This window comes from Aeromonas sp. 3P (assembly GCF_051919745.1).
Taxonomy (GTDB): domain Bacteria; phylum Pseudomonadota; class Gammaproteobacteria; order Enterobacterales; family Aeromonadaceae; genus Aeromonas; species Aeromonas veronii.
Genome location: NZ_JBQBED010000001.1, coordinates 2,194,691 through 2,216,605, shown reverse-complemented (window position 1 = coordinate 2,216,605; position 21,915 = coordinate 2,194,691). Strand labels below are relative to the sequence as shown.

Below are 21,915 nucleotides of genomic sequence, written 5' to 3'. Positions count from 1 at the left end.
TTGCCCCACCTGATGGAGTCCCTATGATTGCCCTGCTCGGCATCCTGAGTATCCTGGCGCTTGCCGTCATCTGCTCTGATAATCGTCGTCGTATCCCGTTGCGAACAGTTGGCCTTGCCCTCTGCCTGCAAATCATGTTTGCCGGTCTGGTGCTCTGGCTGCCTGCCGGTCAGCATGTGCTGAACGGGGTCAGCGAGAGCGTAAGCAGCGTGATTGGTTACGGTCAGGAGGGGATCGCCTTCCTGTTCGGTGATCTGGCCAAGTTCAAGCTGGGCTTCATCTTTGCCTTCAACGTGTTGCCGGTCATCATCTTCTTCTCCGCGGTGATCGCCATCCTCTACCATATCGGCATCATGCCGCGGGTGATCGCCCTGCTGGGTGGTGGCTTGCAGAAATTGCTGGGCACCGGCCGCGCCGAGAGCCTCTCCGCGACCGCCAACATCTTCGTCGGCATGGTGGAAGCGCCGCTGGTGGTCAAACCCTACCTCTCCAAGATGTCCGATTCCCAGTTCTTCGCGGTGATGAGCTGTGGTCTCGCTTCCGTCGCCGGTGGCACCCTGGTGGGCTATGCCAGCCTCGGGGTTGAGTTGAAATACCTGATCGCTGCCGCCTTCATGTCAGCCCCTGCCGGTCTGGCGATGGCCAAGATCCTGGTTCCGCCGAGTGTTGAAGAGGTGGATCACCATCAGGATGTGGAGATCCCCCGCGCTACCAACGTGATTGAAGCGGCGGCCGATGGCGCCATGTCCGGCCTCAATATCGCGGTGGCGGTCGGTGCCACCCTGCTGGCCTTCGTTGGCGTGATCGCCATGCTCAATGGTCTGCTCGGCTGGGCTGGTGGTCTGGTGGGGCTGGATCTGAGCTTCCAAATCATTCTGGGCTGGCTGTTTGCCCCCGTCTCCTGGCTGATCGGTGTGCCCTGGGATCAGGCGCAAGCCGCTGGCGCCCTGATCGGTACCAAGATCGTGGTCAACGAGTTCGTCGCCTTCATCGGTCTGGTGCAGGATCAGACCCTGAGCGAGTCGAGCAAGGCCATCGTGACCTTCGCCCTGTGCGGCTTTGCCAACATCTCCTCCATGGCGATCCTGATCGGTGGTCTGGGCTCCATGGTGCCGGAGCGCAAATCCTTCATCGCCCGTTACGGCATGCGCGCCATTCTCTCCGGCGTGCTGGCGAACCTGATGAGCGCCTGTCTGGCCGGTCTGTTTCTCGCCCTGTAACCGCTGCGGTACGGAATAGATGCAACAAGGGCGCCCTGATGGCGCCCTTGTCATATGGATAAAATGAAGCCCCGGCCTTGTTCGGGGCTTCTTGTTGCTGCTCAGTCGACGTAGAAGGTCTGCTGGAAGCTGAGGTTCTGTTGCTGCCCACCGCCCATGATCTTCAGGGTGAACTGATAGGTATCTTCGTTGCGGTAGGGGAGGGTCGCCAGATAGTAGATGGCATCCCCCTCTTTTACCTCCTGAAAGTTCAGGGTGCGGATGGTGCCGGTCAGGTTCTTGGCCTCACCGGTGATCCCCACGGCTTGCGCCACTTTCTGCTTGTCCTGTACCGCGATATTGATGATGGCGTTGTAGCGGCTGCGCTCCAGTCCATACGCCTTGGCGACCTCGGGTGTGAGGAAGCTGGAGTTGAAGGCGTTGTAGTGCACCAACCAGGGCCCCAGCTCCTTCATCTGTTCTGCCTTGAGCGGCAGTGTCATCAGCAGTGCCAGCAGGCCACTCATCCAGGCTGTTTTCATCTGTCATCCCTCTCATATCTACGGTTGGCGCAGGCCGATTCATTCAGCCTTGCGTGTCATTCAGCAGCGCACTCACTTCTTGCGGCAACTGTTTGGGGCTGTCGATGGCGACGGTTTTGTGTCGCCCCAGCTCGCCCCGCACTATGGTGATCTGTCCCTTGGCCACCTTGAACTGCTTGGCCAGAAACTTGATCAGATGGCTGTTGGCCTGGCCATCGACGGGCGGCGCCGTGATGGCCACTTTCAGCTCTTCGCCATGCAATCCGATGATCTGATCCCGACTCGCCTTGGGCTGGATCACCAGATGCAGTACCAGTTCATCCCCTTGTTGCAGGACGGCTGGCATCAAATCATCCACCACAGCTGGCCAAACAGGTCACCCAGCAGGTAGTTGATGGCTTGCAGGCCGATAAAGGCGACTAACACCGAGAGATCCAGTCCGCCCAGTGCCGGCAGTACGCGGCGGATAGGGGCGAGGAACGGCTCGGTCAGCTGATGCATCACGTATTCGATGGGGTTGCGGCCCTGGCTGACCCAGCTCAGGATGGCGCGGATCAGCAGTACCCAGAAGATCATCGAGCCCGCTTTCTTCAGCACGGTCAGCGCGGCAAACAGGCTGATGCTGAGCCAGTCCGCCAGCAGTACGTTCATGCTCTTGAGCAGGGCCAGCTTGAGGAAGGCGACAGCCAGCGCCAGCACCACGGAGGCGAGATCGATGCCGCCAAAGCCAGGGATAACTCGGCGCAGCGGGATCACCAGCGGATTGGTCAGCTTGACCACCATCTGGCTCATCGGGTTGTAGAAGTCGGCGCGGGCCCACTGCAGCCAGACGCGCAGCAGGATCACCATCAGGTAGAGATCGAAAACGGTGTTAATCAGAAAGTAAGCTGTGTTCATCTGGGCTCCTGTTAGAAGAGGGTTTCCATTTCGGTGGCGCGAGCAACGGCCGCCTGCATGGCTTGCGCAGTCAGCGGCATCAGCCCCTGCTGCTGGAATGTCTTGATGGCTTCGGCTGTGGTGCCGCCCTTGCTGGTGACCTGCTCACGCAGGGTTTGCAGCGACAGCTCCGGGTTTTGCTCCACCATGGCGGCTGCGCCCAGCGCGGTCTGCTGCACCAGCAGGCGTGCCTGATCGGGCGAGAAGCCCAGTGCCTCCGCCTCTTCGGCGATCGCCTGCATAAAGAGGAAGAAGTAGGCCGGAGCACTGCCCGCAGCAGCGATGACGCCGTTGATGCCAGACTCCTGCTCCACCCAGAGGGTCTTGCCGACCGCCTGCATCATCTGCTCGGCAAAGTTGCGATCACTGGCTCCAATATGCACGGGCGCGTAGAGACCGGTCATGCCCAGACCCAGCAGGGCCGCGGTATTGGGCATGGTGCGGATGATGCGGTCGTGGCCACCGGCCATCTCGCCAAGGCGCGCAACCTTGATACCGGCCGCGATGGAGATGAGCAGCTTGCCTTCAAGGGAGCCCAGCTCTTCAACCAGTGCTGCCAGCATGCCGGCCATCAACTGCGGCTTGACCGCCAGCACGATCACTTCGGCGTCACGGGCCGCCTCGGCATTACTCTGGGTGATGCGAATGCCGTAGTCGCTCGCCAGCGCCTCCAGCTTGGGCAGACTGGGGTTGGCAGCCGTGATCTGCCCGGCGGGATAACCCGCCTTGACCAGTCCGGCGATGATGCTGCGGCTCATGTTGCCCGCGCCGATAAAGGCCAGCGTTCTATGCTGCATCAGATGCTCCTGTAGCACATGGGGTCGCGGCGGGGTTGGCGCTGCCTGCACCACCTGACGCCAGAATTCGGTGTTCCATCAAACGCTCCTGTTGATGAAGTCGGGCAAGAGGCGGACGTATGGGTTATCCGCTGGCCTTGCCTATGAGTAGTCACGGGCGCCGAAGATGGCGGTGCCCACCCGCACCATGGTGCTGCCGTGGGCTATCGCCAGTTCAAGATCCTCGGTCATCCCCATCGAGAGGGTATCCACCGTGGGGTATTGTCGCGCAAGCTCGGTGAACAGAGTCTGCATACGGGTCATTTGGGCAGCCAGTACGCTCTCGTCACTGGTGTGCTCGGGAATGGCCATCAGCCCCCGCAGCACCAGTCGCTCACTTTGAGAGACCAGCTCGGCAAGGCGGAAAATCTCTTGTTCCGACGTTCCGGATTTGCTGCTCTCTCCGCTAATATTGATTTGCAGACAAACATTTAGCGGTGCCATTGTAGTTGGGCGCTGGTTGTTGAGGCGGTCGATCAGCTTGTCCCGATCCACGCTCTGCACCCAGTCAAACCGTTCGGCAACCAGTTTGGATTTGTTCGATTGCAAAGGGCCGATAAAGTGCCACTCTATGTCGCTATATTCCGGCTGCTGGCGCAAGGTATCGATCTTGGCCGCTGCTTCCTGGGCGTAGGATTCGCCAAAGCAGCGCTGACCTGCGGCATGGGCAGCCATGATGGCCTCGACAGGTTTGGTCTTGCTCACTGCCAGCAGGCGGATCTGCTGCAGGTTGCGGCTCGCCCGTTCGGCGCCCTGGGCAATACGTTCCTTTACCTGAAACAGGTGCTGGGCAATCTGGTTCATATTTCGTTAGTGATCTTGTGATGGGAGAATGACAAGTCTATGGATATCACAGAGTTATTGGCTTTCAGTGTAAAGCATAAAGCCTCGGATCTACACCTCTCGGCCGGGGTTCCCCCGATGATCAGGGTTGATGGTGAGGTTCGCAAGATCAATTTGCCCGCCCTGGAACACCGGGAAGTGCATGCCCTCATTTACGACATCATGAACGACCATCAGCGCAAGGAGCTGGAGGAGAACTTCGAGGTCGACTTCTCGTTCGAGGTACCCAATCTGGCCCGTTTCCGGGTTAACGCCTTCCAGCAGGCGCGCGGCTCGGGCGCGGTATTTCGTACCATCCCCAGCACTGTGCTGAGCCTCGAGGATCTCGATGCGCCGGAGATCTTCCGCAAGATCGCCGAGTTCCCGCGGGGTTTGGTGTTGGTGACCGGCCCGACCGGTTCCGGTAAATCGACCACCCTGGCGGCCATGGTCAACTACATCAACGAGAACTTCCATCACCATATCCTCACCATCGAAGACCCCATCGAATTCGTCCACGAGAACAAGCGCTGTCTGGTGAACCAGCGGGAAGTGCACCGCGATACCAAGAGCTTCAGCAACGCTTTGCGCTCAGCACTGCGGGAAGACCCGGACATCATTCTGGTGGGCGAGATGCGTGACCTTGAGACCATTCGTTTGGCCATGACCGCCGCCGAAACTGGCCATCTGGTGTTTGGCACCCTGCACACCTCGTCGGCGGCCAAGACCATCGACCGTATCATTGACGTCTTCCCAGGTGCGGAGAAGGACATGGTGCGCTCCATGCTCTCCGAATCCCTGCGGGCGGTCATCTCCCAGACCCTGCTCAAGCGCATTGGCGGCGGCCGGGTGGCGGCCCACGAGATCATGATGGGCATTCCGGCGGTGCGTAACCTCATTCGGGAGGACAAGATTGCCCAGCTCTACTCGGTGATCCAGACCGGGATGACCCACGGTATGCAGACCATGGATCAGAGCCTCAAGCAGCTGGTGAGTCGTGGCGTGGTGGCATCCCTCGATGCCAAGGCCAAGGCCGTCGATCCCAACAGCATTTAAGAGACTCGCACCCAGGGAGGGATAGATGATGAATCTGGATGATCTGCTGAGCGAGCTGGTCGAGCGAAAGGGATCGGATCTGTTTGTGACGGTGGGCTCGCCGCCCACCCTCAAGGTGAATGGCCATCTGGTGTCGCTGGGGGGCGAAACGCTTGACAAGAAGGGGGCACTGACGCTGGTCAGGGATACCCTCAGCAGCGATCACTTCGAGCGCTATATCCGCACCAAGGAGGCCAACTACGCGATTCACCGTGAAACCTTGGGCCGGTTTCGGGTCAGCGCCTTCTGGCAGCAGGAGCTGCCCGGCATGGTGGTACGGCGTATCGAGACCCGCATTCCCACCTTTGAAGATTTGCAGCTACCCAAGATCCTGCAAGAGGTGGCGATGGCCAAGCGGGGACTGGTGCTGTTTGTTGGCGCCACCGGGGCGGGCAAATCGACTACCCAGGCGGCGATGATCGGCTATCGCAACCAGCATGCCGATGGTCACATTCTGACGGTGGAAGATCCGGTGGAGTTCGTCCATCAGCATGGTCGCAGTCTGGTGACCCAGCGAGAGGTGGGGATCGACACCGAGTCGTTCGATGTGGCGCTGAAAAGTTCGCTGCGTCAGGCGCCGGACGTGATCCTGATCGGCGAGATCCGCAGTCAGGAGACCATGGAGTTTGCCCTGCAATTCGCCGAGACGGGACACCTTTGTCTCGCCACTTTGCATGCCAACAATGCCAACCAGGCGCTGGATCGCATCCTCCATCTGGTGCCGCAAGACAAACACCGCCAGTTCCTGTTCGATCTCTCTTTCAACCTCAAGGCCATCGTCGCCCAGCAGCTGGTGCCGAGTATGGATGGCAAGCGGCGCTGCGCCGCGTTCGAGATCCTGCTCAATACCCCGCTCATCACCGACATTATCCGCAAGGGAGAGATGCATCGCCTCAAGGAGGTGATGACCAAATCGACCGAGCTGGGTATGCAGACCTTCGATCAGGCGCTCTTCAGCCTGTTCTGCGCCGGCCAGATTGGCTACAGTGAGGCACTCGCCCACGCTGACTCGGCCAACGACCTGCGACTGCTGATCAAGCTCTCCGGTCGCGAGCGGCTCGGCACCGGCACGCTGGACAATGTGACGCTGGATGAATGAATCATGGGGCTGCTCCGCCGTTCGGCCCCTCGCCATAAAGGAACGTTATGCTGATTGTGGTTTCCCCGGCCAAGACGCTGGATTACGAGTCACCGCTGGTGACTCCCCGTTTCACCCAACCCGAGCTGCTGGATCACTCCGCCGAACTGATTAGCCGGGCCCGCCAACTGAGCCCGGACCAGATCGCCACACTGATGAAGATCAGCGACAAGCTGGCCGGTCTCAATGCCGCCCGTTTTGCCGAGTGGCAGCCAGATTTCACCCCCGCCAACGCCCGTCAGGCGCTGCTGGCCTTCAAGGGGGATGTCTACACCGGTTTGGCGGTGGAGGATTTTAGCGAGGCCGATTTTGACTTCGCTCAGGCACACTTGCGGATGCTCTCCGGCCTCTACGGCGTGCTTCGCCCCCTCGACCTGATGATGCCCTATCGGCTGGAGATGGGGACCAAGCTCGACAATGATCGCGGTAAGGATCTCTACCAGTTCTGGGGCGAGGTGATCACTCACCATCTCAACGACGCGCTGGCAGCGCAGGGGGATGAAGTGTTGATCAATCTGGCCTCCGACGAGTATTTCAAGTCGGTACGCCCCCAGAGCCTGAAAGGGCGGATCGTCACGCCGGTGTTCAAGGATGAGAAGAACGGTCAGTTCAAGATCATCAGCTTCTACGCCAAGAAGGCGCGCGGCATGATGGCCCGCCACATCATCAAGCACCGTCTGACCGAGGTGGAGCAGCTGACCGGTTTCAACGCCGAGGGCTACTACTTCGTGGCGGAAGAGTCGGACGCCAATACCCTGATGTTTAAACGCGCCGAAAATTAATTACAAAAAGAGGGAACCAATCTTTCGACCCGCGGGTCTGAATATGTGAATCCTCTGTTGTAAGCACTTTTTATTCGCCGACGTTTGATACGTCGGCTTTTTTATTGCCGTTTTTATTGTCCATCGATTGCCTTCGCCGGGACTATGTGGTTCAGATAGACTCAAGACAGGGAGCGAGTCGTCGTGAGGTGAATATGGAACAGAAAAATGCCATTCGGCAGGTTGCCGTCCCTTGGGCTCCGTCCCGCCAGCTACCGCCCGGTCTGGTTGTGGCCGAGCTGCATCAGGATCTTTGGAGCGACTCTCTGACCATCATGCTGGGGCGGGCACGCAGCATCGATCTGCCCCCGCAAATTCTCTGCCGGGTCTATTTTCGCCATATCTACGCCCTGCGGGTTATCGAAGATTGCGATCTGGCCGAGGGGAAGGATAGTCATGCCATCGAAGAGCAGATCCAGCTCATCACCCCATCCCGTTTTGCCAGCTGGTTCCATCAGGAGTCGGATGGTCTGCATCTGGATGAAGATCTGCAGCACTATCGCATCTCGACCTGGGATTATTGCGCCGATGTGCTGACCTCCTCGGCGCCGGAACTGCAGTTCCTGCCCCAGAGCGAGTAGCCCGCTGTTACGTCAGAGGCGAAGGATGATCCTTCGCCTCTTGGTTTTTGGGCGGATGTAGATTTTGTGGCGCTCAGGCCACTCAACCCGGGTGGTGGCCTGTTGTGTTGGCACAAAAAAAGCGCCTCAGAGGAGGCGCGGGGAAAAAGACAGATTGGAAGCGTCACATGGGTGCTACTTGAATCAGCGAATGAGCCGTGCCATTCAAGTATGGAGCCATCATGCCAAGCTCAATCTGAAGTAGTTCTGAGGCGATTCTTCATTTTCTGTTCATCTTGTCAGCAAAGCGTGGCCACTGGCTGAAAGCCTTTTCATGCTGGTCACGATATTGTCCCGTCCCTCTCCGGGGTGGTCATCGTGTCATGGGGCCAGCTCGAATGTTGTGCCTGCCTGTTCCAGTGCCAGCAACCAGCGCTTGATGGGAATGCCGCCAGCATAGCCGGTCAGCTCGCCGCTACGTCCGATCACTCGATGGCAGGGCACTATGATGCTCAGCGGATTGCGGCCATTGGCAGCGCCTACCGCCCGTACCGCCTTGGGATTGCCGATAGCCTGGGCAATCTCGAGATAGCTCACGGTCTCGCCATAGGGGATATCACACAAAGCGTTCCATACCGTTTGCTGAAACGGAGTGCCCTTCGCTGCCATGGGCAGATCGAACTGCTGCAATTTTCCGGCAAAATAGGCGGTGAACTGCTCGACGAAAGGAGCAAGAGCCAGGTCATCACGCTGCCACTCATCGGTCGGAGTTACCGGCTGCTCCCCCCGCACGAACTCCACATAGCGCAGACCATCCTGATTGATGGCAATGAGCAGCGGGCCGCGGGCGCTGTCGCAAAAACTGTATCTCATCGGCTGACATCCTTTGGGGGTCGGGGGGGCTCAGTCCAGAACCGGTTTGCCGCGGGCGGACTTGATATCCCCCTTGCGCTTTTTGGCATCGACCCGTTTGCGCTGGGAGCTGCGGGTCGGCTTGGTGGCATGACGAGCCTTGGGGCGCCAGGCTGCTTTTTTCAGCAACTCCACCAGACGGCTCATCGCCTCCTTGCGGTTCATGTCCTGGCTGCGATGGCTCTCGACCCGGATCAGTACAAAGCCATCGTGTACCCGGCTGTCGCTCAGCTTGTCGAGACCCTCCTTGTAGAGGGGCGTCAGGCTGGGAGAGTTGCGGTAATCGAAGCGCAACCAGACGGCGGAGTCGGTCTTGTTGACGTGCTGTCCACCGTTGCCCTGTGCCCGCATGGTCTGAAATTGCAGCTCATGCCAGGGAATTGTGACGCTGTTGGAGATAACTAACATGCTGTTTTGCTCTTGTTTGGTGCATACCCGCTGACCGCTGCAGCATGGTGCCTCATTATGGGGCGTGCTGGCCTGTTATGGGGATGTACCTGGCGAATGGCGCCGACATTAAACTCTATCTATATGAAATAAAACAATAAAAATACTTGGCATAAGAATTGAAACCCGATTCATGACACACCATGGATTGGGAGCAACCAGATGAAGCTGATTAGTGCGATTATCAAACCGTTCAAGTTGGACGATGTCCGCGAGGCTATTGCCAACCTGGGGGTGGAAGGGCTGACCGTGTCCGAGGTCAAGGGATTTGGCCGCCAGAAGGGACACACCGAATTATACCGGGGAGCCGAGTATCAGGTCGACTTCCTGCCCAAGGTGAAGCTGGAGATTGCTACCGCCGATGATAACGTGGAAGGGGTGATCGAGGCGATCTGCAAGGCGGCCTATACCGGCAAGATCGGCGACGGCAAGATTTTTGTCTACGACTTGCTGCAAGCGGTGCGCATCCGCACCGGCGAGAGTGACGACGAGGCGCTGTGATGAACCGCATCAGTGACGTACAGATCTGTTGACCTCCCGATCTCGGGGAATCCCGATGGAGTGAGCGCTTATTGAAGCCTGATCAACATAACGTTTTGCTCAGAAGAGGCCGAATGGGATTCCATCCGGCCCTTTTCATTTATGGGCGATTAAATATGTGATGTGGCGACGGCGAGCTTTCTTGATCCGCTTATAAGATGTATGCAGAATGCAAACGGAAATCGTTATCACTCTGTATAGCTAATCAAGGAATGGATGATGAAAATGAAGATGTTGGCACTGGCTTTCTCTGCGTTGGCAGCTCAGTCGGCATTGGCGGCCGGGGAAGTGAATGTCTACTCCAACCGGCAGGATGAGCTGATCAAGCCCATCATCCAGCAGTTCGAGAAGGAATCTGGCATCAAGGTGAACGTGGTGTTCGCCAAAGAGGGGTTGAACGAGCGTCTGGAGCGGGAAGGCAAGCTCTCTCCGGCCGACCTGATGCTGACCGTTGATATCAGCCGTCTGACCGATCTGGTGGACAAGGGGCTGGTGCAGCCGGTGGACAGCAAGATCCTGCAGGAGAACATCCCCGCCATCTATCGTGATCCGGAGAATCGCTGGTTCGCCCTGACCACCCGGGTGCGCGCCATCTACTCCAGCAAGGATCGCCTCGGCAAGCTCGACACCATCAGCTACGAAGACTTGGCCAAGCCTGAATTCAAAGGAAAAATCTGCACCCGCAGCGGCAAGCATGAGTACAATGTGGCGCTGGTCTCCTCTATGATTGCCCATCACGGCATGGCCGAGACCAAAACCTGGCTGGAAGGGGTCAAGGCCAACCTGGCGCGCAAGCCGCAGGGCAACGACCGGGATCAGGTCAAGGCGATCAAGGATGGTATCTGTGACGTGTCGCTCGGCAACAGCTACTATCTGGGCGCCATGTTGAAAGATCCGGCGCAGAAGTCCTGGGCGGATGCAGTCTATATCAACTTCCCGAACCAGGCTGACCGCGGTGCCCACGTCAACGTGAGCGGCGTGGCCATGACCAAGTATGCCAAGAACAAGGCCGAGGCCCAGAAGCTGATGGAGTTTCTGGCTGGTGATACCGCCCAGCACATGTATGCGGACGTGAACGCCGAATATCCGGTCAAGGCCGGAGTCGAGCCTTCCGCCATGGTCAAGTCCTGGGGCAGTTTCAAGTCTGACGCACTACCGGTCAGCGATTACGCCAAGCACCGCAAGGACGCCTTGCAGTTGCTGGATGAAGTGAAGTTCGACTTGTAATTAGATGGGGCCAACGGCCCCATCAACATCTGTGGTCTCATGAAAAATTTTGGATGGATGACCGGCAGCTGGGCCATCGCCCTGCTGCTGGGTTTACCGGTTATAGCCCTGCTTTTCTCTGCCTTCTCGGCTGAGGGAGAGCTCTTTCGCCACCTCGCCGATACCGTGCTGCTCGATTATTTGGGCAATACCCTGGGGCTGGTGGTCGGCGTAGTATTGCTAAGCCTGCTATTTGGCGTGCCCACCGCCTGGCTGGTGGCCATGTGTCAGGTGCCGGGGCGCCGAGCCCTGCAGTGGGCCTTGATGCTGCCAATGGCCATGCCCTCCTATATCGTCGCCTACGTCTATACCGACTTGCTCGATTACTCGGGCCCGCTACAAGCCGAGTTGCGAGCGCTCTTTAGCTGGAACAGTCCAGCCGATTACTGGTTTCCGGCCATTCGCTCCCTTGGCGGCGCCTCCTGGGTGCTGGCGCTGGTGCTGTTCCCCTATGTCTATTTGCTGACCCGCGCCTCTTTTCTCGAGCAGTCAGTCAGCCTGATCCACTCCAGCCGCCTGCTCGGCTGTACCCCGTGGCAGAGTTTTCGCCGCCTCAGTCTGCCGCTGGCACGCCCCGCCATCATGGTGGCGGTATCGCTGGTGGCCATGGAGACGCTGGCCGATTTCGCCACCGTCCACTTCTTTGCCATCAACACCCTGACCACGGCGGTCTACGACACCTGGCTCGGCTATGGCAGTCTGGCCACCGCGGCCAAGCTCTCCTGCCTGATGCTGCTGGCGGTGGTGCTGCTGATCGCGCTGGAGCGCCGCTCGCGCAGCAGGCAGCAGGTGTTCCAGAAGTCCATGGGCCATGAGCAGCCGCTGCGCTATCCTCTCAAGGGGATGAGTCGCGCTCTGGCCGGTCTCTGGTGCTGGGGGCTGGTGCTGGCCGGTTTCGGCCTGCCATTCGTCATCCTGCTGGACTACGGGGTGCGCTACTTCGAGTTGTCGTGGACGCCGGAGTTTGTCCGCTTCGCCGGCAACAGCTTGGCTATCTCGGCGCTGACCGCTCTGCTGGCGATGGGCATCGCCCTGCTGCTCGGCTTCTTCCGCCGTCTCGATGGCGGGTTCAAGAGTTTGCTGCCCCTGCGCATCGCCGCCATGGGTTACGCCATGCCGGGCACCGTGCTCGCCATCGGGGTGCTGGTCCCGCTCACCGCCCTCGACTTTGCCATCAACGATCTGGCCGAATGGCTCGGGCGTCAGGGGCCGGGCTTGCTGCTGACCGGTACCATCACCGCCATCGTGTTCGGCTATCTGGTGCGCTTCGTGGCCATCGCCATCGGCTCGGTGGAGAGCAGCATGGGCAAGATCTCCCCCAGCCTCGACATGGCGGCCCGCTCTCTGGGGCAAGGGGATGGCGGCATGCTGCGGCGGGTTCATCTGCCGCTGGTGCGCCGGGGTCTGTTTGCCGGTGCCATGCTGGTGTTTATCGAATCCATGAAGGAGCTGCCCGCCGCCCTGCTGCTGCGGCCGTTCAACTTCGATACTTTGGCGACCCACGTCTACCAGTTCGTCTCGGACGAAATGCTGGAGCGCGGCGCGCTGGGGGCCATCGTCATCGTGCTGGTGGGGCTGTTGCCGCTGATCTGGGTCAACCGCACTCTGGATAGTCCCGGCCACTGAGTCGCCACGTCGGCCAATGAAATTGCATGCGGTGCGCTGAACCGAAAGGCTGCGCGCCGCCAGAAACGAGAGGAAGTCAGCCTTGTCCTGTTTGCAGGTTGAAAATGTCAGCTGCCGTTACAACGGCCGCAATGTGCTGGAACATTTGTCCCTGACTGTGGCAGACAACGAGATCGTCTGCCTGCTGGGAGCGAGTGGCTGCGGCAAAACCACGCTGCTCAAGGCCATCGCCGGCCTGCTGCCGCTGGCAGAGGGGACGATCCGCCTCGGCGATACCCTGCTCGACGGGTCGGGTGCCAGCATGCCGCCCGAGGCGCGCAATATCGGGATGATCTTTCAGGATTACGCCCTCTTTCCCCACCTGACGGTGGCCGACAACGTCGGCTTCGGTCTGACCAAACTCGAGCGCCGTGCCCGCCAGCAGCAGGTGGACGAGGCGCTGGCGCTGGTCAATCTGCAGGGGCTGGGGGATCGCTATCCGCACCAGCTCTCCGGCGGCCAGCAGCAGCGGGTAGCCATCGCCAGGGCGCTGGTGTGCAAGCCGCGGCTGATGCTGCTGGATGAACCCTTCTCCAACATCGACACCCAGGTGCGGATGAAGTTGATCCTCGAGATCCGCGCCCTGCTCAAGCAGCAAGGGATTGGCGCCATCTTCGTCAGCCACAGCAAGGAGGAGGCGTTTGCCTTCGCCGATCGGCTGGCGCTGTTTCGTGCCGGTCACATCGAACAGGTGGGCCAGCCGGAGCAGCTCTATCGCCGTCCGCAAAACCGCTTCGTGGCGGAGTTTCTCGGTGGGGTCAACTATCTGGCTGCCGAGGTGGTGGACAGCCACTGCGTACAGACGGCGCTCGGGGTCATTTGTGGCAGCGAGCCCCATGGCCGCGCAGTGGGTGAGCAGTTGCAGCTGATGCTTCGACCCCAGCAACTGCTGCTGGAGAGCGCCGCAGATGGCGAGCTCAAGGTGGTGGAGCAGCAGTTCCTCGGCCACCACTGCCGGGTGCTGTTCGAGTGTGGCGATCTGCAGCTGGAGGCGAGCATTGGCGAGCCCCTTGATGGGATGCGGGCACGGATCAAGGTTGCCCCCCATGGATTGGTGTTGTTTGACCCTTTGCCCTGAACGCGTGATATCGTCGTGAAATCAAAGAACTGGATCCACTCTGGTTTATAATCGCGCAACGCAAATAGCCCGTAACGCTAACGCCTACTCAGGGGAGAGATATATGAAAGCCCAAGCCGGGATCTGCGCAGAGCCGAATCTGCACGCCCTCTATCTGATGTTCAATCGCACCGGCGATGCCGCCGAACTGGTCGGCCGTTTGGCCAAACTGCCCGCCCTGTGGCAGGCGGTCGCCGCCGATTTCCCCGATGCCGGTTTCAGCGGTCTGGTTGCTGTTGGCGCCGACGCCTGGGATGGTCTCTACCCTGCCGCCCGTCCGCCCCAGTTCCGCAGCTTTATGGCGCAATCCGCCAACGGTCAGGAAGCTCCCAACACCCCGTTTGATCTCTTTATTCAGCTGCGCGCCGATCGGGTGGATGTGCTGCACCACGCCGGTCACCGTGTGATGGCGCTGCTGGCCGGACTGGTCGAGCTGGCCGAAGAGGTGCGTGGCTTCCGCAATCTGGATTTCCGTGACCTGACCGGTTTCGTTGACGGCACCGAGAACCCGCAGGATGAACACCGTGCCGAAGTGGCGCTGGTGGCCGATGGCGAGTTTGCCGGTGGCTCCTACATTCATGTCCAGCGCTGGGTACACGCCATGAGCGACTGGGAGAAGCTGGCGCAAAAAGAGCAGGAAGACATTATCGGTCGCACCAAGCCCGACAACATCGAGTATGAATCTGCCGCCAAGCCGCTGACCGCCCACATCAAGCGGGTCAATCTCAAGACGCCGAAAGGGGAGTCCATGGAGATCCTGCGCCAGAGTATGCCCTGGGGCACCATGACCGAGCAGGGGCTCTACTTCATCTCCTGCTGCCGCACACCGCAGCACTTCAACGCCATGCTGGCCAGCATGTACAAGGGAGAGGGCAGCCACTTCGATCACCTGCTGCGCTTCACCAAGGCAGTGACCGGCGCGGCTTTCTTCGCCCCATCGGAGGGTTTTCTGATGGCGCAGGGCAAATAAGCCCGCCTGACGAAGACTCAGAAAACAAAAATCCCGGCCTTGGCCGGGATTTTTCGTTCAGGCTTGACCGCGATGACGCGGTAGCGGCCATTACGGAGTCTGTTCGAACAGCTCGAGGGCGGAGAGATAGAGCTCTTCGATATCGGTGTCGCTGGTCGGGGTGATGAAGATGGTGTCATCACCGGCGATGGTACCGAGGATCCCCTCTGCCTTGCCGAGGGAGTCGAGCAGGCGGGCGATCAGCTGGGCTGCGCCCGGGCTGGTGTGGATCACCACCAGTGCGCCGTTGTGATCGACGTCCAGCACCAGATTCTTGAGCGGGCTGGAGGTGGTGGGCACGCCCAGTTCCACCGGCAGGCAGTAGACCATCTCCATCTTGGCATTGCGAGTGCGAACGGCGCCGAAGCGGCTCAGCATGCGCGATACCTTGGACTGGTTGATGTTCTCGAAGCCCAGCTCTTGCAGGGCGGTGACGATTTCTGCCTGGGAGCCAAAGCGCTCTTCTTTCAGCAAGGCTTTAAAGGCCTTGGCCAGTTTTTCTTGCTTGTCGTTGTGTTTCATCTTGGTCTCACGAATGAGGAGGTGTGGCGGCCTGTGCGATACAGGCGGCAGATACGAACAGCGGGGCCATTTTGCATTCATATGCCGTTTTTTGCAAGGAAGCGGCGCTTGTTCTGCATATTGATTCAAAAATGGCTTGCATCAACCTTTATTCGGGATAGAATCGGGATGAAATTTTGAAAACTTATTCAATTGGGCTGTATGGGTATTGAATTAATAGGTATCGAGAAGTCCTGGCACAAGGTGCCGGTTCTGCAACAGGTCAGCTTTCGAACATCTCCCGGTGAAACCTTGGTGTTGCTGGGCCCGAGCGGTGCTGGCAAGAGTTCCCTGCTACGGATGATGAACCTGCTTGATACCCCGGATGCGGGTGTTCTGCGGATTGGTGAAAGTGAATTTTCTTTCCCGAACTCCCTCTCTGCTGCCGAATTCAACCGCCAGTCCCAACTGCTGCGTCGCAAGGTGGGCATGGTGTTCCAGCAGTACAATCTCTGGCCACATCTCACTGTGATGGAGAATCTGATTGAAGCGCCGGTCAAGGTGCTTGGCATGAGCAAGGAGGCCGCTATCGAGAAGGGGGCCTATCTGCTGGCCCAGCTGCAACTGGCCGACAAGCGCGATGCCTGGCCGGCACGTCTCTCCGGCGGCCAGCAGCAGCGGGTGGCCATTGCCCGTACCCTGATGATGGACCCGGAAGTGCTGCTGTTTGACGAGCCGACCGCCGCCCTCGATCCCGAGATCACCAAGGAGGTGGCCGAGATCATCCGTAACCTGAGCCAGACCGGCATTACCCAGGTGGTGGTGACCCACGAGGTCGACTTTGCCCGCAAGGTAGCCAGCCAGGTGATTTATCTGGAGAAGGGGCGGATCATCGAATCCGGCACCGCTGCCATTTTCCAATCCCCGCAAACCAGCCGGTTTGCCGAATTCTTGATGCATTGATATTGAATCGATAAGGAAGCTGTCATGAAAAAGAGTCTGTTGTTGGTTGCTGCCATGGGTCTGTTGAGTACCTCCGTCATGGCCAAAGAGATCAAGTTCGCCACCGAAGCCACCTACGCACCGTTCGAATATCTGGATGACAAGAACGAGTTTCAGGGTTTTGACATCGATCTGGCCCGCGCCATCTGCGAGCAGGCCAAGCTGGAGTGCAGCTTCCACAACCAGGCCTTTGACAGCCTGATCCCCAGCCTCAAATTCCGTCGCTACGATGCTGCCATCGCCGCCATGGACGTAACCCCTGAGCGCTCCGCGCAGGTCGATTTCTCTGACATCTACTACGAGAACTCGGCAGTATTCGTCGCCAAGAAAGGGGCCTTCAAGGGGCCGGAAGAGATGGTAGACAAGACTGTCGGCGTGCAGAACGGTACCTCTCACCAGTCCTATCTGGTGGATAACTGGGTGAGCAAGGGCCTGCTGACCGTGCCGTACGCCAGCTACCAGAGCGCCTTCCTCGACATGATGAATGGCCGTACCGACGGTGTCTTTGCCGATACTGCAGTTGCTGCCGATTGGCTGAAGCAGCACAAGGAGTATGCGGTGGTGGGTGCGCCAGTGACCGATGCCAAGTACTTCGGTACCGGCTTTGGCATCGCGGTCGCCAAGGGCAATCAGGAGCTGCTGACCCAGCTGAACAAGGGGCTGGCCGAGATCAAGGCCAACGGCACCTATCAGAAAATCTTCGACAAATACTTCGCGCAGTAAGCCATGTTGAGCCTGTTGTTGGATGCAGCCTGGATGACCCTCGGGCTGGCCTTGGCATCACTGGTCGGGGGCATGGTATTGGCACTGGCGTTCAGTGCCGCCGAGCTCAGCAAGCAGCGTGCGCTGGTGTGGCCGGTGGCCACTCTGACCACGCTGATCCGTGGTCTGCCCGAGTTGCTGGTGGTGCTGTTCATCTACTTCGGCTCGACCCAGGTGCTGTTCCTCATCACTGGCGAGTATGTGGAGTTCAGCCCGTTCGCCTGTGGCGTGCTGGCGCTCTCCCTGCTGTTCGCCAGCTATGCGACCCAGACCCTGCGGGCGGCGCTCAATGCGGTGCCTTCAGGTCAACGGCTGGCGGCGCTGGCGCTGGGTTTGAGCAAGAGCCACATCTTCTTTCGCATCGTGTTGCCGCAGGCGTGGCGTCATGCCTTGCCGGGTCTCGGCAACCAGTGGTTGGTATTGCTGAAAGATACCGCGCTGGTGTCGCTTATCGGGGTCAACGAGATGATGCGTCAGGCCCAGATGGCCTCGGCCAGTACCTATGAGCCGTTCACCTGGTATGCCGCCGCCGCCCTCATCTATCTGGCCATCAGTCTGGTGAGTGAATATGGCCTCGGGCTGGCTGCCCGCTACACCCGCCGCTACGGAGGCTAACTGATGCAAGAGTATCTCGTTACGTTGCTGGGCGGTCTTGTCACCACGCTGGAGCTGACCCTGTTCAGCCTGCTGCTGGGGATTGTGTTGGCAGCCCTGATGACCTGGGTGTTGGAGCTGCGCCTGCCGGTGGCGACCCAGCTGGTGCAACTGTGGGTGCTGCTCTTTACCGGGACGCCGCTGCTCATTCAGATCTTCCTGATTTACTATGGGCCGGGCCAGTTCGAGTGGCTGAAAGCCAGCCCGCTCTGGCCGTTGCTCAAGCAGCCCTGGTTCTGCGCCGTGCTGGCGCTGGGCCTAAACACGGCGGCCTATTCCACCCGGTTGTTCAAGGGGGCGCTCGATGCCATCCCAGCTGGTGAGGTGGAGGCGTGTCGTGCGCTTGGTTTTAATGGCCGCCAGACCTTGTGGATGAAGGTGCGCCACGCCGCCCGTCATCTGGTGCCTGCCTACTCCAACGAGGTGATCCTGGTGCTCAAGGGGAGCTCCCTCGCCAGTACCATCACCATCATGGACATCATGGGGCTGGCGCAGGGGTTGAACGCCCAGACCTACGATACCCTGGCGGTGTTCGGGGTGGCTGGCGGGCTTTATCTGGCGATGAACGGATTGTTAACAATTGGTTTTCGCTGGTGTGAAAAACGGGCGCTGGCATTCCAATCCTGAGACCTTCAAATCTACCTCTTTATGGTAAGGAGAAGTGCAGAAAAACTGTGCTTCTCCTCCAACTTTTTGTATTTCCCTCCAATTTTTGCTCCCGCATGTTTCGTGGCTCACAGAACCCGTGACTGCAACTGTTATCAGATTGTTTTTTATGGGGGGATCCATTAAGGTTGGGCGCACAACAACAAACAACCTTAAACCTACGCTTAAACATGGAGTTGATCATGAAAGTTGCCGTTCTGGGTGCCGCTGGTGGCATCGGTCAAGCCCTCGCTCTGCTGTTGAAAAACCGTCTGCCGGCTGGCTCCGAGCTGAGCCTGTATGACATCGCCCCGGTTACCCCGGGTGTGGCCGTTGACCTCAGTCATATTCCTACCGACGTCGCCATCAAGGGCTTCTGCGGTGAAGATCCGACTCCTGCGCTGGTTGGGGCCGATGTGGTGCTGATCTCCGCCGGTGTGGCACGCAAGCCGGGGATGGATCGCTCCGACCTGTTCAATATCAACGCCGGTATCGTCAAGAATTTGGTCGAGAAGTGCGCGGCCACTTGCCCGAAAGCACTGATCGGCATCATCACCAACCCGGTCAACACCACTGTGGCTATCGCCGCCGAAGTGCTGAAGAAAGCCGGTGTCTATGACAAGCGTCGCCTGTTCGGTGTCACCACTCTGGACGTGATCCGCGCCGAGACCTTCGTGGCCGCTGCCAAAGGGTTGAACATCGACAAGGTACGCGTCAACGTGATCGGTGGTCACAGTGGCGTCACCATTCTGCCGCTGCTCTCCCAGATTGAAGGCGCCTCCTTCACCGCTGAAGAAGTGGCAGCCATGACCAAGCGCATCCAGAATGCCGGTACCGAAGTGGTGGAAGCCAAAGCCGGTGGCGGTTCTGCGACCCTCTCCATGGGTCAGGCGGCTTGCCGTTTTGGTCTCTCCCTTATCAAGGGTCTGCAGGGCGAAGCCAACGTTGTTGAGTGCGCCTACGTGGAAGGCAACGGCGAGCACGCCACCTTCTTCGCGCAGCCGGTACTGCTGGGCAAGAACGGTGTCGAAACCGTACTGGATTACGGCAAGCTGAGCGCGTTCGAGCAGGAAGCGATGGAAGGCATGCTGGCTACCCTGAAAGCCGATATCCAGCTGGGTGTCGATTTCGTCAAGTAAGCGGGTCAACCGTGCCAACAAGGGAGCTTCGGCTCCCTTTTGTATTGATGAGATCCGCCCAGCAGGCTAAGGGGATGGGGCTTGGTGCCGATAACAGAGTGCAGCAGGAGATCCTTATGATGAAACCCCTTACCCTTCTCGTTCTTGTCGGTGCATTCACCGCGCCCCTTTATGGCGCCGAGGCGGTATCGGCTGCCGTATCGAGCGATGCGCCTGCAGCAAGTGCATCGGCACCGACAGCAAGCAGTGCTGCGGTGGCAACGGCCCCTGTCTCTGCCGCTACGGCCACTCCCACTCCCTCTGAGGCTGCCCCCGTCTTGCTTCCGGCTGAGCCGGTCACGCCCGTTGCCAGCAGTGGCGAGGGGGCCGCGCCGCTGCCAAAACCGGCTGAACCTGCTGCTGTGGTTGCTCCTCCCGCACCTCTGGCCGCAGGCGAGTTGCAGGCGGTGCCGCTCTATCGTCAGGACGAGCTGCTCAACTGGATTGAGCAGGGGCGCCACCTCACTCAGGTGAAGCAGGATCGCTGTCAGCTGACTCAGGATATCGAAGCGCGCGCCTCGGTGATGAAGATCCCGGCCTATCAATTCCTCTGGGGGGATATGCTGGCGTGGGGGGTCTGTACCAAGTCCAACGCCGAGCTCGGGGTGCAATATATGTGGGAGGCGGCCAATCAGGGGTTGGCGCCGGCGCTGGAGCAGCTGGGTCGCTACTACTGGAAAGGAACTTTGGTGCAGAAGGATTTGGTGCGAGCCGAGACCCTGATGCGCGAGGCGGCCAGCCTCGGTTTTCTGCGGGCCCGCATCGAGTGGGTCGAGATGCTGTTGCAGGGGATGGGCAGTCCGCTCGATTATGAGGACGCCTATCGCTGGCTCCATGGCTCCGTCATAGGTGACAAGGCGCTGCACCAGAAGGCGGCGACTCTGCTCAACCGTCTTGGCAACCGGATGCCGGCCAACGTGGTGGCCCGCGCCAAGGCGATGCACTGATCCAAAAAAATGACCCACAGGTCTGCACCTGTGGGTCCGGTTCCAGCCGCCGTGCCATGACAGGCCGGAACCTCCCTCTGTTATATGGCTGCCCGCGCCTTAGAGATCTTGATGGGGGCCAAAAACTTCGTAATGGAGCTGCCCCGTTGGTACCCCAGCAGCCAGCAGCTGCCGCTTGATCTCTTGCATGAAGCCGACAGGGCCACAGAAGTAGTAGTGGGCCTGCGGCGTGATGCGCTCCTTCACGGCAGTCAGATCCATGGTGCCGGCCAGGTCGTAATCTTCGCTCTGCACATCACTGGCCTCCGGCTCCCTATACCAGACCCGGCTCAGCAAGTTGGGATGCTGGCGGGATTTTTGCTGAATATCCTCCCGGAAGGCGTGTACAGCGCCCTGTTCGCAGGCGTGCAGCCAGGTGATCTCGGCCTGATGGCCGCTCGCCAGCAGCTGGTTGAGTATGCTCATCATCGGCGTCACGCCGACACCGGCTGAGAGCAGTACCACCGGGGTCTGGCTGTCGGCTGTCAGGTAGAAATCGCCGGTAGGGGGCATCACCTCGATCTTGTCACCCGCCTGCAGGTGATCGTGCAGCAGGTTGGAGACCTGGCCCAGCGGCTCACGCTTGACGCTGATGCGGTAATCCTGCCCGTTGGGGGCATCGGAGAGGGAGTACTGGCGGATCTCCTGATATTCCAGCTCGGGGTGAACCAGCTTGATGCTGAGGTATTGGCCCGGTTTGAAGGTCAGTACCTGCTTGCCATCTTCCGGCGCCAGCAGGAAGGAGGTGATGAGGTCGCTCTCGGCTCGCTTCTCCTTGATGATGAAGGTGCGGGTACCTTGCCAGCCGCCATCCTGATTGGCCTTCTCCTGATAGATCTCCTGCTCGCGGCCGATGAAGATGTCGGCCAGCACGCCATACGCCTTGCCCCATGCCTCCAGCACCTCGTCGGTGACCGCACTTCCGCCCAATTCTTTGAGCGTGGCCAAGAGATGACTACCTACAATGTGATATTGTTCCGGCTGGATCAGGAATCCGGTATGTTTGTGCGCAATCCGCTCGACCGCACCGGCGAGCGCTCCCAGATTGTCGATATTCTTTGCATACGCGGCGACTGCATTGAACAGGGCCAGCGGCTGGCCGCCACTGCGTTGGTGGGCCAGGTTGAAGATATCTTTCAGCTCAGGGTTATGGCTGAACATCCGCTGGTAGAAGTGCTGGGTGAGGGCAGGGCCTGCCGATTCGAGCAGCGGAATGGTGCTTTTGATGACGGCAACGGTGGTTTGATCTAGCATAGGGCCTCGTTCTAATTAAACATATAAA

25 protein-coding genes are annotated in these 21,915 nt (G+C 59.4%); 16 read left to right on the top strand and 9 right to left on the bottom strand.

Going from position 1 to position 21,915, the window contains the following annotated elements; genetic code table 11:
* Positions 1–23: 23 nt before the first annotated feature.
* Positions 24–1,220 (top strand): NupC/NupG family nucleoside CNT transporter, encoded by a 1,197-nt coding sequence (locus ACTG19_RS10090; protein ID WP_113740087.1) that lies wholly within the window; start codon positions 24–26, stop codon positions 1,218–1,220.
* 101 nt (positions 1,221–1,321) lie between these two features.
* Here the strand turns inward: ACTG19_RS10090 and ACTG19_RS10085 are convergent, their stop codons facing one another.
* From ACTG19_RS10085 to ACTG19_RS10065, 5 genes are all read right to left on the bottom strand, one after another.
* Complete coding sequence (locus tag ACTG19_RS10085; RefSeq protein WP_005340339.1) at positions 1,322–1,741, bottom strand: DUF4426 domain-containing protein; 420 nt, start codon at positions 1,739–1,741, stop codon at positions 1,322–1,324.
* A 43-nt stretch (positions 1,742–1,784) separates the two neighbouring features.
* Complete coding sequence (yggU, locus tag ACTG19_RS10080) at positions 1,785–2,087, bottom strand: DUF167 family protein YggU (protein WP_005340341.1); 303 nt, start codon at positions 2,085–2,087, stop codon at positions 1,785–1,787.
* Positions 2,087–2,638, bottom strand: a complete 552-nt coding sequence (locus ACTG19_RS10075) for a YggT family protein (RefSeq protein ID WP_005340343.1) — start codon at positions 2,636–2,638, stop codon at positions 2,087–2,089. The genes yggU and ACTG19_RS10075 overlap by 1 nt, the downstream gene beginning before the upstream one ends.
* Positions 2,639–2,649: 11 nt before the next feature.
* Positions 2,650–3,474, bottom strand: a complete 825-nt coding sequence (gene proC / locus ACTG19_RS10070) for a pyrroline-5-carboxylate reductase (RefSeq protein ID WP_113740090.1) — start codon at positions 3,472–3,474, stop codon at positions 2,650–2,652.
* Between the two features lie 141 nt (positions 3,475–3,615).
* Complete coding sequence (locus ACTG19_RS10065; RefSeq protein WP_113740091.1) at positions 3,616–4,317, bottom strand: YggS family pyridoxal phosphate-dependent enzyme; 702 nt, start codon at positions 4,315–4,317, stop codon at positions 3,616–3,618.
* Positions 4,318–4,356: 39 nt separating this feature from the next.
* On the opposite strand from ACTG19_RS10065, the gene tapT reads away from it, so the two are divergent.
* The 4 genes from tapT to ACTG19_RS10045 all read left to right on the top strand — a co-directional run bounded on the left by tapT (position 4,357) and on the right by ACTG19_RS10045 (position 7,970).
* On the top strand, positions 4,357–5,391 hold the full coding sequence (gene tapT / locus ACTG19_RS10060; protein WP_005340354.1) for a type IVa pilus ATPase TapT: 1,035 nt from the start codon (positions 4,357–4,359) through the stop codon (positions 5,389–5,391).
* Between the two features lie 28 nt (positions 5,392–5,419).
* Positions 5,420–6,529, top strand: coding sequence for a type IVa pilus ATPase TapU (tapU, locus tag ACTG19_RS10055; protein ID WP_206877998.1), 1,110 nt, complete (start codon positions 5,420–5,422; stop codon positions 6,527–6,529).
* A gap of 47 nt (positions 6,530–6,576) precedes the next feature.
* Entirely contained in the window at positions 6,577–7,350 is a 774-nt protein-coding gene (gene yaaA / locus ACTG19_RS10050) for a peroxide stress protein YaaA (RefSeq protein WP_206877997.1), read from the top strand.
* Positions 7,351–7,544: 194 nt separating this feature from the next.
* Positions 7,545–7,970 (top strand): hypothetical protein, encoded by a 426-nt coding sequence (locus ACTG19_RS10045; RefSeq protein WP_005340360.1) that lies wholly within the window; start codon positions 7,545–7,547, stop codon positions 7,968–7,970.
* A 360-nt stretch (positions 7,971–8,330) separates the two neighbouring features.
* Here ACTG19_RS10045 and ACTG19_RS10040 read toward each other — a convergent pair whose 3' ends face one another.
* Both ACTG19_RS10040 and arfB read right to left on the bottom strand, forming a co-directional pair.
* Positions 8,331–8,822 (bottom strand): methylated-DNA--[protein]-cysteine S-methyltransferase, encoded by a 492-nt coding sequence (locus ACTG19_RS10040; RefSeq protein ID WP_042656246.1) that lies wholly within the window; start codon positions 8,820–8,822, stop codon positions 8,331–8,333.
* 30 nt (positions 8,823–8,852) lie between these two features.
* Positions 8,853–9,269: an alternative ribosome rescue aminoacyl-tRNA hydrolase ArfB gene (gene arfB / locus ACTG19_RS10035; RefSeq protein ID WP_019445599.1), complete on the bottom strand. Its 417-nt coding sequence runs from the start codon at positions 9,267–9,269 to the stop codon at positions 8,853–8,855.
* Between the two features lie 201 nt (positions 9,270–9,470).
* Between arfB and glnK the strand changes: the two genes are divergently transcribed.
* The 5 genes from glnK (at position 9,471) to ACTG19_RS10010 (ending at position 14,866) form a co-directional block, all read left to right on the top strand.
* Positions 9,471–9,809: a P-II family nitrogen regulator gene (gene glnK / locus ACTG19_RS10030; RefSeq protein ID WP_005341406.1), complete on the top strand. Its 339-nt coding sequence runs from the start codon at positions 9,471–9,473 to the stop codon at positions 9,807–9,809.
* Positions 9,810–10,067: 258 nt separating this feature from the next.
* Entirely contained in the window at positions 10,068–11,075 is a 1,008-nt protein-coding gene (locus tag ACTG19_RS10025; RefSeq protein ID WP_005340374.1) for a Fe(3+) ABC transporter substrate-binding protein, read from the top strand.
* Between the two features lie 39 nt (positions 11,076–11,114).
* Positions 11,115–12,740 (top strand): ABC transporter permease, encoded by a 1,626-nt coding sequence (locus tag ACTG19_RS10020; RefSeq protein ID WP_439989038.1) that lies wholly within the window; start codon positions 11,115–11,117, stop codon positions 12,738–12,740.
* Positions 12,741–12,822: 82 nt separating this feature from the next.
* On the top strand, positions 12,823–13,857 hold the full coding sequence (locus ACTG19_RS10015; protein WP_113740094.1) for an ABC transporter ATP-binding protein: 1,035 nt from the start codon (positions 12,823–12,825) through the stop codon (positions 13,855–13,857).
* Positions 13,858–13,960: 103 nt separating this feature from the next.
* Entirely contained in the window at positions 13,961–14,866 is a 906-nt protein-coding gene (locus ACTG19_RS10010) for a Dyp-type peroxidase (RefSeq protein ID WP_005340377.1), read from the top strand.
* Positions 14,867–14,956: 90 nt separating this feature from the next.
* On the opposite strand, the gene argR is transcribed toward ACTG19_RS10010, so the two are convergent.
* On the bottom strand, positions 14,957–15,427 hold the full coding sequence (gene argR / locus ACTG19_RS10005) for a transcriptional regulator ArgR (protein WP_005340378.1): 471 nt from the start codon (positions 15,425–15,427) through the stop codon (positions 14,957–14,959).
* Positions 15,428–15,628: 201 nt separating this feature from the next.
* Here argR and ACTG19_RS10000 point away from each other — a divergent pair, with 201 nt between their 5' ends.
* The 6 genes from ACTG19_RS10000 to ACTG19_RS09975 all read left to right on the top strand — a co-directional run bounded on the left by ACTG19_RS10000 (position 15,629) and on the right by ACTG19_RS09975 (position 20,594).
* The gene (locus ACTG19_RS10000; protein ID WP_005357971.1) at positions 15,629–16,369 is read left to right on the top strand and encodes an ATP-binding cassette domain-containing protein; all 741 of its coding nucleotides are present in this window, start codon (positions 15,629–15,631) and stop codon (positions 16,367–16,369) included.
* A 24-nt stretch (positions 16,370–16,393) separates the two neighbouring features.
* Complete coding sequence (locus ACTG19_RS09995; protein WP_019445594.1) at positions 16,394–17,131, top strand: transporter substrate-binding domain-containing protein; 738 nt, start codon at positions 16,394–16,396, stop codon at positions 17,129–17,131.
* Between the two features lie 3 nt (positions 17,132–17,134).
* A complete protein-coding gene (artQ, locus tag ACTG19_RS09990) occupies positions 17,135–17,785 on the top strand; it encodes an arginine ABC transporter permease ArtQ (RefSeq protein ID WP_043826111.1) in 651 nt (216 codons plus the stop codon).
* Positions 17,786–17,788: 3 nt separating this feature from the next.
* The gene (artM, locus tag ACTG19_RS09985) at positions 17,789–18,451 is read left to right on the top strand and encodes an arginine ABC transporter permease ArtM (RefSeq protein ID WP_005348902.1); all 663 of its coding nucleotides are present in this window, start codon (positions 17,789–17,791) and stop codon (positions 18,449–18,451) included.
* 221 nt (positions 18,452–18,672) lie between these two features.
* Positions 18,673–19,608, top strand: a complete 936-nt coding sequence (gene mdh, locus ACTG19_RS09980; protein ID WP_005340384.1) for a malate dehydrogenase — start codon at positions 18,673–18,675, stop codon at positions 19,606–19,608.
* Between the two features lie 401 nt (positions 19,609–20,009).
* On the top strand, positions 20,010–20,594 hold the full coding sequence (locus ACTG19_RS09975) for a tetratricopeptide repeat protein (RefSeq protein ID WP_005357982.1): 585 nt from the start codon (positions 20,010–20,012) through the stop codon (positions 20,592–20,594).
* Between the two features lie 99 nt (positions 20,595–20,693).
* On the opposite strand, the gene hmpA is transcribed toward ACTG19_RS09975, so the two are convergent.
* Complete coding sequence (gene hmpA / locus ACTG19_RS09970) at positions 20,694–21,887, bottom strand: NO-inducible flavohemoprotein (protein WP_151286212.1); 1,194 nt, start codon at positions 21,885–21,887, stop codon at positions 20,694–20,696.
* Between the last annotated feature and the right edge of the window lie 28 nt (positions 21,888–21,915).

Bases quoted from the DNA above. Each gene is read 5' to 3' on its own strand.
- ACTG19_RS10090 (WP_113740087.1), top strand. From the start codon at position 24: ATGATTGCCCTGCTCGGCATCCTGAGTATCCTGGCGCTTGCCGTCATC.
- ACTG19_RS10085 (WP_005340339.1), bottom strand. From the start codon at position 1,741: ATGAAAACAGCCTGGATGAGTGGCCTGCTGGCACTGCTGATGACACTG.
- yggU (WP_005340341.1), bottom strand. From the start codon at position 2,087: ATGCCAGCCGTCCTGCAACAAGGGGATGAACTGGTACTGCATCTGGTG.
- ACTG19_RS10075 (WP_005340343.1), bottom strand. From the start codon at position 2,638: ATGAACACAGCTTACTTTCTGATTAACACCGTTTTCGATCTCTACCTG.
- proC (WP_113740090.1), bottom strand. From the start codon at position 3,474: ATGCAGCATAGAACGCTGGCCTTTATCGGCGCGGGCAACATGAGCCGC.
- ACTG19_RS10065 (WP_113740091.1), bottom strand. From the start codon at position 4,317: ATGAACCAGATTGCCCAGCACCTGTTTCAGGTAAAGGAACGTATTGCC.
- tapT (WP_005340354.1), top strand. From the start codon at position 4,357: ATGGATATCACAGAGTTATTGGCTTTCAGTGTAAAGCATAAAGCCTCG.
- tapU (WP_206877998.1), top strand. From the start codon at position 5,420: ATGAATCTGGATGATCTGCTGAGCGAGCTGGTCGAGCGAAAGGGATCG.
- yaaA (WP_206877997.1), top strand. From the start codon at position 6,577: ATGCTGATTGTGGTTTCCCCGGCCAAGACGCTGGATTACGAGTCACCG.
- ACTG19_RS10045 (WP_005340360.1), top strand. From the start codon at position 7,545: ATGGAACAGAAAAATGCCATTCGGCAGGTTGCCGTCCCTTGGGCTCCG.
- ACTG19_RS10040 (WP_042656246.1), bottom strand. From the start codon at position 8,822: ATGAGATACAGTTTTTGCGACAGCGCCCGCGGCCCGCTGCTCATTGCC.
- arfB (WP_019445599.1), bottom strand. From the start codon at position 9,269: ATGTTAGTTATCTCCAACAGCGTCACAATTCCCTGGCATGAGCTGCAA.
- glnK (WP_005341406.1), top strand. From the start codon at position 9,471: ATGAAGCTGATTAGTGCGATTATCAAACCGTTCAAGTTGGACGATGTC.
- ACTG19_RS10025 (WP_005340374.1), top strand. From the start codon at position 10,068: ATGAAAATGAAGATGTTGGCACTGGCTTTCTCTGCGTTGGCAGCTCAG.
- ACTG19_RS10020 (WP_439989038.1), top strand. From the start codon at position 11,115: ATGAAAAATTTTGGATGGATGACCGGCAGCTGGGCCATCGCCCTGCTG.
- ACTG19_RS10010 (WP_005340377.1), top strand. From the start codon at position 13,961: ATGAAAGCCCAAGCCGGGATCTGCGCAGAGCCGAATCTGCACGCCCTC.
- argR (WP_005340378.1), bottom strand. From the start codon at position 15,427: ATGAAACACAACGACAAGCAAGAAAAACTGGCCAAGGCCTTTAAAGCC.
- ACTG19_RS10000 (WP_005357971.1), top strand. From the start codon at position 15,629: ATGGGTATTGAATTAATAGGTATCGAGAAGTCCTGGCACAAGGTGCCG.
- ACTG19_RS09995 (WP_019445594.1), top strand. From the start codon at position 16,394: ATGAAAAAGAGTCTGTTGTTGGTTGCTGCCATGGGTCTGTTGAGTACC.
- artQ (WP_043826111.1), top strand. From the start codon at position 17,135: ATGTTGAGCCTGTTGTTGGATGCAGCCTGGATGACCCTCGGGCTGGCC.
- artM (WP_005348902.1), top strand. From the start codon at position 17,789: ATGCAAGAGTATCTCGTTACGTTGCTGGGCGGTCTTGTCACCACGCTG.
- mdh (WP_005340384.1), top strand. From the start codon at position 18,673: ATGAAAGTTGCCGTTCTGGGTGCCGCTGGTGGCATCGGTCAAGCCCTC.
- hmpA (WP_151286212.1), bottom strand. From the start codon at position 21,887: ATGCTAGATCAAACCACCGTTGCCGTCATCAAAAGCACCATTCCGCTG.